We start from the raw sequence: 12,727 nt of genomic DNA, 5'->3' as shown, positions 1-12,727 counted from the left end.
CGATTTCAGTCTAAATCCGTTTTAGGTTACTATACTAATATAAAGATGATTTATTTAGGTAATGGCTTTTCAGTAACGTGTTTGACACTATCAATAGTTAAGCACACTTCTGGAGATATTAATTTAGCGATAATACGATAAAGCCGTTGTGCATTGGCGATGATAATCGCATCTTCTTCTCTATTAATATAACCTTCCTGCTTTAATGTATTTACCAGTGTGGAGAAAACCGCCTTATCAAAGAATTCAGGCGCGTTGATACCATGTAGTACAGATAGACGTTGAGCAAGAATACGGCTCTCTTTTTCTAATATTCCTCGGCTAATTTCAGGTATCGTACTCAGTAGTGAAAGTGTAATCGCACAGCGTTGTAGAGTTTCTTTGATACCAGCAGCTAAAAGCTGAAGAGGGCGAATACGAGCTGGATTGATAGTTACAACACCCTCTACTGTTAATAATATTAGTTGTTGACGCGCCAATTCATTCAGCAGAATATCGATAGATTCAGGTAATTCTTCTATGCTATATCGCATGAATAGTTCTGCTTTTAAGAATGGATAAATGAGTGCAATTTGATCACCAATTTCCTGGCGTTGAACACTTTCATTATGTAATACGATATTGGCTACCAAAGAAGGCAAAACCAACAAATGCATAATATTATTTCGATAATAAGTCATCAATACAGCATTTTCTCGAGGTAATACTACAATATCGCCCATGCTGTCATGCTCGACTTCAAACTTATCCAATTGCAAGGCGTCTTCTAATAGTTGCTCAGCAGTTTTGCTGGGTGTCGTGCTATCATCGCTATAAGGCACATTTCTTAATAGTTGGAGGTAACATTCGATTTGTTCAATTAATTGTTCACGGGTTAATGCACGTTGGCCCGAAGCTAACAAAGCAGTTGAACATAAATTGACTGCATTAGCCGCAGCAGCGTTGTTAATTCTAACCATGATTTTATGAGCTAAACGAGTCACCGTTGAATTTAGCCAAGTTGGACGCTGGGGCTCAATAGCATCGATAGATTGACGCCACTCGGGAACATGTTTGTTTAAATATTGTGTTAGTGCAATCGGTTGACCAAAGTTAACATAACCTTGGCCTAGTTTACGCAATTTACGTAGACCCCTTAACAGTGAGAAAAACCCTTCTTTCTCTTTTGCTGCCCCTTTTAGTTCCTTAGCGTAGGTTGCAACTTCTAATACATGTTCATAACCTATGTAGATTGGAACAATGGTAATTGGACGTGAATCACCTCGTAGCATTGCTTGCAGGGTCATCGACAGCGTACCAGTCTTTGGTTCCAGTAGTCGACCTGTTCGAGAGCGGCCACCTTCAACAAAATATTCAATTGAATAGCCACGCGCGAATAATTCGCTGAGATATTCACGAAATATGGTCGAGTAAAGTTTATTGCCTTTGAAAGAGCGACGAATGAAAAAAGCACCTAAGTGACGAAAAATTGGCCCAGCTGGCCAAAAATTAAGGTTGATACCTGCGGCGATATGAGGCGGAACTAAACCTTGATGATAAAGCACGTAAGATAATAATAGATAATCCATGTGACTACGATGAGAAGGAATATAGACAATTTCATGCCCATCTTGTGCTAATTGGCGCACACGTTCGGCGTGTTGCACATTAATTCCTTGATAGAGTCGATTCCATGTCCAACTAAGTACGCGGTCAGTAATCCGGATCGCTTCATAGGAAAAATTAGCGGCAATTTCTTCCATCATGGCAATCGCATTATGTTTTGCCTTCTCAAGGGAGATTTTTTTTGCTTTAGCTTCATCTTCAACTGCTTTTTCTATCGCTTTTGAAGTTAACAGTTTATTGAATAGATCGTGGCGTACAGGGAGTTTGGGGCCAACCGCAGCTAATCGTTGCCGTGAATAATGAATTCGAGCTACTCGGGCAAGTTTATTGGCGATAATTTTATCAGTACCATATTCGCCAGCCATTTGGCGTAAAGAGACAGTGGGAGAAAAACGAACAAAACTGTCACGTCCTAACCAGATAACGGCAAAGAATTTTTGGATACCATTCAATAAACGTAACGGAGGCGCTGGCGAGTGGCCTTCTCGACCAGGCGCTCGACCGAACATTACTGATACGGGTAGCATCTGAATGTTTAGCTCGGGATTATGGCAATGAAGATCAAGATAAGCAGTAAATGTTTTTACTGAATCTTTACGTGGATCTGGCGAATAATAACGAAATACACGCGGGCCATCATCGATAAAGACATAGGCAGGTAATTTAATTTCGTCTATTTCAATCGGATCGAGTGGATCAGGTAAGCCAATAGAACAACATTGTTGCCGTAAGGTCAATAAATCTGTTTTAGAATGATAAGGTAACACATATAGAAAAGGACGCGTCGTATCAAGACGCAATTCTTTAATTGGATCTGCTGGTATGAGCTTACTTTTTACCAATAATTTCATTGGTAAATCTAATAGATTATAGTAAATTTTACGCCAAAATGACATAGATGAGCGATAGCCTCTTGTTTGAATCCTACCAAAGCATATCAGAAATAGTAATTAATATCTGTTTAAAAGATAATAATTATATTAAATCCCACATTTATCCAAACCTAGAGAGTAAATTTTATGGCAAATCAAACAACCGGCTTAACCCGAATTATTAAAGCAACTGGTTATTCGTTGAAAGGGTTAAGAGCAGCCTGGAAGAGTGAAGCCGCTTTTAGACAAGAAGCAATTATGGTGGTTATTGCCATTATTGTGGCTTTTTTACTTGATGTGCAATGGATTGAACGGTTATTACTTATTAGCTCAATGGTATTGATAGCTATTGTTGAATTATTAAATAGTGCGATTGAAGCAGTGGTTGATAGAATTGGTACAGAATTGCATGAGCTTTCTGCTAAAGCGAAAGATATCGGCTCGGCGGCGGTTTTTATTTCAATTTGTTTAGCAATTTTTATTTGGTCAGTTGTAATTGGTAATCATTATTTCGTGAGCTAGTTATAAAAAATAGGGTTTTACACATTTATTGGTTTTAAATCTTAATATACCTGTATATACTTACAGTGACAATGTGTGGATGCGAATAAATAGGGGGCGAAATGAAAGAATTAACGTTGAGGCAGCAGCAGGTCTATGATCTAGTGCGTGAACACATTTCGCAAACGGGTATGCCGCCGACACGCGCTGAAATTGCATCAAGTCTAGGTTTTCGTTCACCAAATGCAGCAGAGGAACACTTAAAGGCGTTGGCGCGTAAAGGGGTGATAGAAATTGTTTCTGGTGCGTCTCGTGGTATCCGACTACTGCAAGAAGAACATGAGGATGAAGGATTACCACTTATTGGTCGGGTGGCAGCAGGAGAACCTTTACTTGCTCAAGAACATATCGAGAGTCATTATCGGATTGATGCTACTATTTTTAGACCTAGTGCTGATTTTTTATTACGTGTTAATGGCATGTCCATGAAAAATATTGGAATTATCGATGGGGATTTACTTGCTGTACATAAAACCCAGCAGGTACATAATGGACAAATCGTTGTAGCGCGTATTGATGATGAAGTGACGGTTAAACGCTTCAAGCAAGTGGGTAGTAAAGTTGAATTAATTGCTGAAAATCCTGAATTTGAGCCAATTATTGTGGATTTGCGGACACAAAACTTAACTATTGAAGGACTAGCTGTTGGTATTATTCGTAGTAGTAACTCATTTTAGTCAAACTTTTAGCTCTAATTAACTTTTTAAGTAAATTCAGCTTAATTTATTGAATATAATATTATTTTCTGGTTTTTTTGATTAATGGGTATTAAGCAAACTATTTTTAAATTTTTATTGCTTTTTTAATAAAGGCCGGTTGTATGAGCCGCCGGCTTTTATATCACTATTTAATCCTAATAATGCTTAGCTTTGACACTGTTTTTTCTCAATTTTGTTGCAGGGTAAGCATAACCCATGGCTTTCTACAACAGTATGGGACAGCTGGAAACCAGTCTGTTTGGCTAATTTTAAAATAGCAGTTTCTATCGCTTGGCCATTGCTTTCGGCAACACTACCGCAATTATCACAAATTAGCATAACTGAGGTATGTTTAGGATCGTCAAAATGATGACAAATAACATAGCTATTTGTTGATTCTATCTTGTGTATAAAACCTTGTTCTAAGAGAAATTCCAGGCCACGATAAATAGTCGGTGGTTTAGCTTGAGGTTCAGAAATTCTAAGTAGATCAAGCAAATCATAAGCACTAATAGCACAAGGTTGGGTTGCTATAAGGCGTAATACCTCTTCTCTTTGGGGTGTTAAACGTACATTACGCGCTTGACATATTTTTTTTGCCTGGGACAGTATTTTTTCCTGATCTTGCTTCGTCATGAATTATCCTAAGGTGAAGATCATTATAATACACGAGTTTCGCACCAATAAAAAAACGCTCTATTTTTAAGTTTAATTCAGCATGATATATAAATAGTCAAAACCTTATAAATCAAATACAACTTATTGTAATTTAAGAAAATTTATGTTTTTTAGTAACTTGCAGATTAATCATTGCTTTTAAGCCATTTTTAGAATTTTATATGCCTGTGCGAAACTCGTGTGAGGGAATTAATTGACGGATAGTTTTACTGCCCATATCGGGTTTCTCCATTTCAAAAGGTAGATTAGGGTGCCTGATACCATGATGCGCTTTCAGGCGTTCGAACGTTAATACTGACAGGAATTGACTTTTTTCTTTGCGCGTTAAACGCACATCCCGCATGATGGTTCGCTGAACAGTAAAAAATTGATTGTCAATGGCATGGATTGCGTGACGATGTTCCGGTTCAATCCGGTTTTCTGTTGCGCGACGCAAAAAATAGGCGGCGACATGGGAAGCATTTTTGTTTGTTTTTGGCATAACCCGACGAACCAATGAAACCACTGTTGATTTTTTCTGACCATTTTTCTGCTGGAACAGGCGCTCACCACGCTGTTGTATTTGTTCAAAGGTGGCGACTGCATGGGGATTTAAGGCATAAGGGGGAAGTGTCAACGAGATGGCGTCGACGCCTCCCATTCCTGCCCTGATTCGATATCCGGCTCGTTCGAGGGACTCGGTGAGACTGGGGATGCCAGGAATGCGGGTGAACCAGTCTGCATCGGTATATTTTCTTCGCCTTCCTGCTCCTGATAAATCAGATCGCAATCCAGTACTTCGTCCTGATGTTGACTGTCCCAGGTGAAAGTGTGCATCACCCGGCAAAAACACCGTATGCTCGGCTGTGAGACCGTGCCGGTGAGCTGCCACATTGCTGCTGGACACACTTTGCAGGCCATCGGCAAGTGGGGTAATGCGTCCTGTTTGAGTTTCAGCAAGACTTCGCTGGTGATCGTTTTGCCGTTTGGCAGGGTGTAACTCATGCTGACCCCTATATTTTTCGTAAAAGTCAATCTGCCGTTTCGCCAGTAATAAGAGTTTCTCTGCCGGCGTAGCAGACTGGTAAAGTTTGATGAATGTGGATGAGGCTTTACTGACGTATTTAATTTCTTTCGCGCGCTGTGGCCAGCCCTTTAACCGCTCCTGGATAACCTGTTTATCCAGTGGGGGTTTTTTCAGTTCGCGCCGGACAATAAAATCATCCTGGAAGATGGTTTCTTTCAAATTGGTAAATTTGGTATCTCCTGGCAATTTAACGGCAATGTATTCATGCTCTTTACCTTTATTGCGAATGCGGGTGTCGCCAAAACTGGACACCAAGGCGTAAAAACCGTGGCGCGTGTGTATCGATTTGTCGACAATCTCAGTGACGAGTTGCTGTTTGAATTCGCGGTTTTTACTCAGAAAATCATCCCCCTTGTAACGCGATAACACCTCAGCGGCATTGGTAGGATTGATGCGGACATGTTCACGTGGGGATTGAAGCTGATATTTCTGGTTAATGTATTCCTGAAATGCTTCGAAGTAGGAAACATGAGAATCACACCAGCCACTAGGATTCATTTCTCGCCCGGATAAAAGATTTTTTCGGGGTACCAGAATATGAATATGCGGCTTTCTTTCAATCATTTTGCCAGTCTTTTTGTCGGGCAAAAATTTGATTTTCGGAATATGCGCCTCGGCATAAAAATTGTATTCTTCTGCTTCATAGGCGTACATCAGAAAATCTTTAAACTCTTGCGTGATGGCGAGTAAGGTTTCATTGGCGACACACTCTTCACGAAAAGCGAGGGTGAAAGAAACGTAACGTTCCTGTCCCTTATCGGGGATCTGTCGATAAATTATTTGGGTTAAATCCAAATCTCCATAAAGAATAATGCGTTCATCCAATTCATCACGTGATAAATCGCGCCCGCTTTTTTTGCCTTCCTCAAGATATTCTTTACCGCCATCGTTGTAGCCTTTCACTCTAATTAACATCATATACCCCTGATAACAGCAGTTGCCTGATATCAATCAGCCCGTTATTCACCTGACGGTAAAGGCGTTCAGAGACTTTTTGGGTAAGATGGGCAATATTGACCTGATGGGCGATTTGATTCAGGTTGTTACTGGCTTTGTTGTAAAGAAACGTGAGGCGGCCTAATTCCTTTGACGGTAAAGATTGAACGGTAAGATTCACGTTTGCCTGTAAAAATACTTCACGAAAAAAAGCTGATTTTGTCATCTGTGATAGCAGTAACTTCTCCTCAAAATGCGCAAAATCTTCCTGAGACAGACGAAAAGCGACCACTTTATCTTTTAATTTGGACATAACAGCATCCTTTGAAAATAGGGCAATAAAATAGCGAGGGAAAATAAAGGATGAGAAAGGGATTCTCTAATTAGAAAAACAGATTAGTATTTTTTCCGACAGGGAGCAGTGCGGTTAAACTCAAATCCCACTTTCCCGGTGGTTTTGTCCTGTAAAATCAGTATTGCCGAGAACGGCTTGCCCGTCTTTTTGCTGATAAATCCTTTAATTTCAGCCGTTTTACCTTTCTGAATCAGTGTTTCAACCTGTTTAGTGGTGAGCTTTTTCTCTGCCACCGCCCCCCAGATTTTAAAGTCACATTCGGTACAGGCAAACAGTTTGGGGCGGATTACAATATCTTTACCACAATGCGGGCAGGGGGTGGCTAATCTTTCCACCTGTCCGCTATTAGGTTTTGCTTCGCCTTTAATTTCACCTACGCTGACTGTATTGACGTGCTGGCGCAAATCATCGATAAGCGCATTGACAAATTCATCAACCGTTTTACTACCTTGCTCGATATCACTTTGTTGTGCTGACCAGAGCGCGGTCATATCCGGCAAGGTTGCTGATTCTGGTAGTGCGCGGAAAAAGGTCACGCCGGTTTCAGTGGGGATCAACTTCCCTTTTTCCTCGCGGATGAGAGGCTGTCGCAAAAGGGGTATTTACAATAAAAATAATTTAATTTTTTCTTTAAAATCAAAATATTGAAATCATTAAAAACATGATACTACCTCTTTTGCGACAGCCTCATGAACTGGCGGTTTTTCAGTTTTTCCAGCATGTCCGAACGTGTAGCTGGCGTACCGATGCCACCATGCTCATCCTTTTTGTCTTTGTCCTTTTCTTTCAGCAACTGCTTAATGCGAACATCTTCAACAAAATCCGCTACTCGCACCAGCGCCGCCAGTAGCGTGGCTTCGGTGAACAATGGGGGCGGGGTGGTTTTCTTCTCATTCACTGTGACGGCGTCACAATCACCCCGTTGTCCCGTGCGTAATGCCTGTAGCACCTCAAACGCGCTCTCCGGCATAGCCTCATCGCGGGCGTCAGACGCTTCACCTTTGAGGAAGGCGCTAAACCCGGCATCCATCGTTTTTGTTGCCCGTGCGCTAAAGGTTTCACCGTCAACCTCAACGACAACCGAGGCTTCCAGATAACGCTTGTTGGGCATGAACTGCACCAGATAATGTTGCGCGATAGCCAGATAAACCCACCTTTCATGCTCACTGAGGGCGTTTAATGCCGGTACGTTGGCGGTCGGGATAATCGCGGTATGGGCTGTGACCTTGCCACTGTCAAACGCCTTGCTTTTTCGGCTCCGATCAAGGGAAAGTCCGTTAAAATCGCCAATACCTTGCAGCGCCTCAAGCACCTGTGGCGCTTCGTTAAACTGCTCATCAGACAGATAGGAGCAATCGGAGCGGTTATAGGTAATCGCTTTGTATTTTTCGCGTAGCTGCTGGGTGATTTCCAGTGTTTTTGCTGCTGTCATCTTGTGCTGACGGTTCATCGTCTGCTGCAATCTCACCAGATTGAACGGCAGCGGCGGGGCGGTTTCTTTCTCCTGCACCCCAGCGGCCTTTATATCGGCGTCCTTGCCGCGCAAACGTGCGGCGAGTGCATCAGCATAACTTTTGCTGGTAAGACGCTTTTTGTCGTCCTGCGGCGCATTTTCGTTGACTTTCCAGTTGGCGGCGAATGTCTGACCGCTCACGGCAAAATCACCGATAAGCTGATAGTAAAAACTTGAGGTATGCGACTGATTGGCAAGATAGCGACGCACTATCAGTCCGAGGATCGGTGTTTGTACCCTTCCTACGGACAAGACGCCGCGATAGCCCTTTTTGCGTCCTTCAATGGTATAGGCACGGGTCATGCTCATGCCGTAAATCAAATCGCCTGCGGCTCGTGCGAGTGCTTTGCGGTAAATGCCTTTGAACTGGTGATTGTCTTTCAGTTGGGACAGGGCTTTTTTAACGGCAGCGTCGGTGTTGTCGTTAATCAGCAAACGTTTAACTGGCTTGCTGTTATCGGTATATTCCAGCAACTCCTCAACCAGCAATTGCCCCTCGTCGTCCGGGTCGCCAGCGTGGATAATCACATCAGCCCGGTTAATCAGGTCGATGACGGTTTGGGTATGGGCTTCCTTTCCTGCAATCGGCTCATAGCGCAGCGGGTAAAGCTGCAACGGCAAATCCTCCGCTTTCCACTGTGCGTAATCTGGATTATACGCTTCCGGCTCAATCGATTTGAGGAGATGCCCGTAGCACCATGTCACGACGTTATCGGCTGACTCAAGATAGCCGTTTTTTTTCTGGAAATTGCCCCCTAGCGCTTTGGCAATATCCTTCGCCACAGAGGGTTTTTCTGCGATAAAGAGTTTCATTGTGGTACCCCGCACTCAAAAATTAAAACGAATCGGTAGGTTTTATATCTATCCGTGCTAACGTATTTATCAGCGTTTTACAGGAAAACTCAGTGTGATATTGGCTGAAGGATTGGTTTGAAATGTGTCAAGAAGATCGTACTTGTCCAGCAGTTCTTTTAATTGATGGTTAATATATTTTCTGTCAATAAATAATGTGTAATAAATATACTCATCTGATTCAAATATCGATTGCAAATCTCTTCCTATAGCAACTGAAAAAGCCGTTAGCCACTGTATTTCTTTTGATTCCGTAATTTTAACTTCACCTAAATGTTCTGAATAAGGTAATCCAACAAGTTCTTCTCCAGTGAGGAGTTCACCAATATTAAATCGGTCTCTTAAATGATGGCTTTTCTCTGTAACCATCCATTTTTCTAATTCAAGTAAAATGTGGTCAGATGGTAAGCAGCAATTCAGTGTGTCAATTTCATGATTTGTAAGCATATAGCTAATTTTAACCTCGCATTCTGCCAAATTGTTTCATAATATCGCTGACGATTGCCGGATCTGCCGTGGTACAACCGCCCAAAAAATTTTTCCGTTTCACAAATGTTTTCCACGGGTCAAAACCGTGTCTGCCAAATTTGCTGAGTGAGAAAAACTTACTCACTGCGTCGCTGCATTCGCTTTGATTATTGCCATGCAATTTCCCGTACATGCACAGCACAACGGTACAGGGATCGCCTGAGTCAACTTTTTCATCAGCAAGAAGAGGGAAACTGGCTGCAAGCAATAGCCATGCTGCCGTGAAGAGGGCTTTATTCATAATGGGTTTTCCTGTTGGATTATTTTTCATTATTCTCATTTATTCAAAGAGAATATTCACAAGGTTGACGAGACATGAAAATATTGAGAAACCTCTATTTACTAATATCTTCTTTGCTATCTCTGTCTTGTAGCGTGTCTGCGCCGAAGGGCGTAAAGGCCGTAGAAAATTTCGATTTAAACCAATATCTCGGGCTCTGGTATGAAATTGCCCGATTAGACAATCGTTTTGAGCGTGGGCTAGAACGGGTTACCGCCAATTACATGCTTAATCCAGACGGGAGTGTGAAAGTCATTAATCGGGGATTTTTACCTAAGCAGCATCAATGGCGAAAAAGTATAGGTAAAGCAAAATTTATAGGTTCTCCAAAAAAGGGGGCGCTGAAAGTTTCCTTCTTCTGGCCGTTCTATGGTGGCTACCATGTGATAGCGCTCCATCCAGAATATCGTTATGCCCTGGTGGCAGGACCGAGTCGAAACTATCTATGGCTGCTTTCACGCACGCCTAGGCTCGAGACTGCGGAAACAGAGTCTTTGCTAAATCTTGCCAGAGAACTCAATTTCCCCGTCGATAAATTGATATGGGTGAATCAGGATGAGTAAATTTTTTAATTAATACAAATCGCTTCACATTGGAAGTGCACAAAATTCTGCGGGCTACCTGATAAAATCCAGTTTTTATGCCCATCTAATGTCAAATGACAGGATATGCTTGTCCAGAGATTACCCGGTAAGTTAAACCCGGCAATCGCACAGAACTCGTGTGAGCCAATATTTTTAGTGGCAGAATTGGTTTTATGATAGGAAATGGGGCCAAATCCAGTCGTTTTGGTCCACCTGCCGGTTTGACAGGAAAGAACTGCCCCTTTAGCATCCCGACTCACTAATCCACTGGTTGGACAGGACGAACCTTCAACGACGACTTTCTCGAGCTGTAAAAAATCTCCGGTTGATAAGCGGCCCTCTGAGCGTACCGTGCCGCCTTTTAACTGTCCGCTGGTATAAATACCTTTATTGTTGACAGCGCGTATCCACTGGTCATCAGACATATAAAATCCGCCACCATGTTTGGTATTCATCCAGCCTTTATTATCCTGTGTGACCAGCCAGCCCCCCTGACTTTTTATATCCCCGTTTGCGGTGACGGTTTTACTGAAAACCCCATTTTTAGCATTAACATTATTAGTGTTATTGAGATCGTTACCGCCCATATCGATATGGGTGTGCATACGGTTTAACTCAGGCTTATGCTTAACCTGAAAGCGATACAGCCTGTCACTTTCCTGCAATACGCTGCCGAGGATTTCCGACGATAATGCAATGGCAATATGTCCATATCGACAATCGAGGCCAAAATCCCTTGGCTGGCTTGTCCAGCCGCCGTAAGCTCCGATAGCGATATTTTTTTCGTCAACATAACCACCCATGCCGTTAATTTGAGCGGCAATCCGTCGCATGCCTTTCTCTGTCAGCGTGTCGCCCTGTACGCTACAGGTGAGTGCCTGTAGCGCAGGCGAACTTTTTTGGTTATTTTTGACGATGCCGGTTACGTACTGCTGCCCCAAGCCGTTTTTCTCTGCGAAGCCCTGTTGCAGATAACCGTTTTTAATGAGTAACAATGGGGTAATGCGATAGGGTAACGGCTGGTTGAGTAATTCATCACGATGGTCAGCAATATATTGTTTTGCCGCTTCATTAAACTGGCTGACATGACGGGCGGCGACCATCCATTCTTGTTCATCCAGATATTCGCTGTATTTCTCAGCACCTAATAAAGCCGCCATCGCCGCAATTACCAGCACGCCTAACACCTCGAGCGAGACAAATCCACGATGGATTTCGTGTTTTTTTGATTTCTTTTTTTCTGACATAGGTATTCCTCGCTATTATAACGAATCGTTTTAAAAGTGGGTTAGCAAGAAGCATTTATTAAGGAAAAGCATCAAATTATGGTCAAAATTGGTAGGTTTAGTACATTCATAAAAGAACTGTACAACGTCCCCGAAAGATAAAAAGCGTCTCGAAAACATAAATTGTTTCTGGCAAAATAGTGTTGATAGGTTCCAGTAATAAGAGTAAGCAAGATGACCCACTCGACCGAACATCAACGTATACACACCAAAATGGTCAAACAAGTTTTGAAAGATATTGCGATCATGAAGAAATTACCCTATCAAGTGGTGTTTCGACGCTTTATTGAAGAAGATATTGACTGCACAGATTGGTTTTGGGATACGTTCTATCGATGCTTTCCTGAATCTAATTACCGCTACGTCTGTTACTGCCATGATTGTAGGCATTTTGATTTATATAAAACCGAAGAAGATATGCTAGGTGATGATACAAAAACTTCACTCTTCTTCCACGCATGATAGGCAAAGTGGATCAGTTTTGGATGATCGTTGATACTGAAAGAATTCATAGTAAATCTGAGGAGGTGATTTTTTAGAAAAAATTTACCTCCTCAGCGAAGTATTCTCAATCGTTCTGCTTTTTTGATTGATATATAGCCCAGATCCGTTTGACCTGGCTTATACTACACCCGGCCAGAAGAGGCTGTCGCAAAAGGGGTGGAATTTTTTTTCAACAATATCCCACCGTGCAGATTTTCTCTTTTTCTGATTTTAGTTTGTACAAATAATAGACTGAAAATCATCCATAATATCAGAGCAACCGCTCTTGATAAGTTATAGGCCATTGCATGCAGGGTAAATTCGAGCTTTACCGCTAATAATCCCTTACGCCGGAAACGTTCCAAACCCTGAATTCCCCGCAATGCTGAAAACACAGGTTCAACCATGCTCTTTCGCTGATTCAAGATTT

General features: G+C 42.2%; 14 protein-coding genes. 4 read left to right on the top strand and 10 right to left on the bottom strand.

The window, feature by feature from the left end; genetic code table 11:
• Nucleotides 1-50: 50 nt before the first annotated feature.
• Nucleotides 51-2,501, bottom strand: coding sequence for a glycerol-3-phosphate 1-O-acyltransferase PlsB (plsB, locus tag CBG25_RS17465; RefSeq protein ID WP_290608251.1), 2,451 nt, complete (start codon nucleotides 2,499-2,501; stop codon nucleotides 51-53).
• 123 nt (nucleotides 2,502-2,624) lie between these two features.
• On the opposite strand from plsB, the gene CBG25_RS17460 reads away from it, so the two are divergent.
• Entirely contained in the window at nucleotides 2,625-2,999 is a 375-nt protein-coding gene (locus tag CBG25_RS17460) for a diacylglycerol kinase (RefSeq protein WP_290608249.1), read from the top strand.
• A gap of 101 nt (nucleotides 3,000-3,100) precedes the next feature.
• Nucleotides 3,101-3,715 carry a transcriptional repressor LexA gene (gene lexA / locus CBG25_RS17455; RefSeq protein WP_290608248.1) on the top strand — a complete coding sequence of 205 codons (615 nt, stop codon included), beginning with the start codon at nucleotides 3,101-3,103 and terminating at the stop codon, nucleotides 3,713-3,715.
• 186 nt (nucleotides 3,716-3,901) lie between these two features.
• Here the strand turns inward: lexA and zur are convergent, their stop codons facing one another.
• From zur to CBG25_RS17420, 7 genes are all read right to left on the bottom strand, one after another.
• The gene (gene zur, locus CBG25_RS17450; protein WP_290608247.1) at nucleotides 3,902-4,372 is read right to left on the bottom strand and encodes a zinc uptake transcriptional repressor Zur; all 471 of its coding nucleotides are present in this window, start codon (nucleotides 4,370-4,372) and stop codon (nucleotides 3,902-3,904) included.
• A 199-nt stretch (nucleotides 4,373-4,571) separates the two neighbouring features.
• Nucleotides 4,572-6,395 (bottom strand): molybdopterin-guanine dinucleotide biosynthesis protein MobB, encoded by a 1,824-nt coding sequence (locus CBG25_RS17445; RefSeq protein ID WP_290608246.1) that lies wholly within the window; start codon nucleotides 6,393-6,395, stop codon nucleotides 4,572-4,574.
• Nucleotides 6,385-6,729: a plasmid mobilization relaxosome protein MobC gene (gene mobC / locus CBG25_RS17440; protein WP_290608244.1), complete on the bottom strand. Its 345-nt coding sequence runs from the start codon at nucleotides 6,727-6,729 to the stop codon at nucleotides 6,385-6,387. Before mobC ends, CBG25_RS17445 begins: the two co-directional genes overlap by 11 nt.
• A gap of 83 nt (nucleotides 6,730-6,812) precedes the next feature.
• Nucleotides 6,813-7,364 (bottom strand): topoisomerase C-terminal repeat-containing protein, encoded by a 552-nt coding sequence (locus CBG25_RS17435; RefSeq protein ID WP_290608243.1) that lies wholly within the window; start codon nucleotides 7,362-7,364, stop codon nucleotides 6,813-6,815.
• A gap of 74 nt (nucleotides 7,365-7,438) precedes the next feature.
• Complete coding sequence (locus CBG25_RS17430) at nucleotides 7,439-9,097, bottom strand: DNA topoisomerase (RefSeq protein WP_290608242.1); 1,659 nt, start codon at nucleotides 9,095-9,097, stop codon at nucleotides 7,439-7,441.
• A gap of 69 nt (nucleotides 9,098-9,166) precedes the next feature.
• Complete coding sequence (locus tag CBG25_RS17425) at nucleotides 9,167-9,613, bottom strand: hypothetical protein (protein ID WP_290608241.1); 447 nt, start codon at nucleotides 9,611-9,613, stop codon at nucleotides 9,167-9,169.
• Nucleotides 9,594-9,935 (bottom strand): hypothetical protein, encoded by a 342-nt coding sequence (locus tag CBG25_RS17420; RefSeq protein ID WP_290608240.1) that lies wholly within the window; start codon nucleotides 9,933-9,935, stop codon nucleotides 9,594-9,596. Before CBG25_RS17420 ends, CBG25_RS17425 begins: the two co-directional genes overlap by 20 nt.
• A gap of 44 nt (nucleotides 9,936-9,979) precedes the next feature.
• Here CBG25_RS17420 and CBG25_RS17415 point away from each other — a divergent pair, with 44 nt between their 5' ends.
• Nucleotides 9,980-10,507, top strand: a complete 528-nt coding sequence (locus CBG25_RS17415) for a lipocalin family protein (protein WP_290608239.1) — start codon at nucleotides 9,980-9,982, stop codon at nucleotides 10,505-10,507.
• Between the two features lie 5 nt (nucleotides 10,508-10,512).
• Here the strand turns inward: CBG25_RS17415 and pilV are convergent, their stop codons facing one another.
• Complete coding sequence (gene pilV, locus CBG25_RS17410; protein ID WP_290608237.1) at nucleotides 10,513-11,775, bottom strand: shufflon system plasmid conjugative transfer pilus tip adhesin PilV; 1,263 nt, start codon at nucleotides 11,773-11,775, stop codon at nucleotides 10,513-10,515.
• A gap of 213 nt (nucleotides 11,776-11,988) precedes the next feature.
• Between pilV and CBG25_RS17405 the strand changes: the two genes are divergently transcribed.
• Entirely contained in the window at nucleotides 11,989-12,276 is a 288-nt protein-coding gene (locus CBG25_RS17405; RefSeq protein ID WP_290608236.1) for a hypothetical protein, read from the top strand.
• Nucleotides 12,277-12,440: 164 nt separating this feature from the next.
• On the opposite strand, the gene CBG25_RS17400 is transcribed toward CBG25_RS17405, so the two are convergent.
• Nucleotides 12,441-12,727: transposase (locus CBG25_RS17400; protein WP_290608234.1), on the bottom strand; the 287-nt coding region annotated here is incomplete at its 5' end.

The organism is Arsenophonus sp. ENCA (assembly GCF_002287155.1).
GTDB lineage: Bacteria > Pseudomonadota > Gammaproteobacteria > Enterobacterales > Enterobacteriaceae > Arsenophonus > Arsenophonus nilaparvatae.
This window is presented reverse-complemented; position numbering and strand designations above follow the sequence as displayed.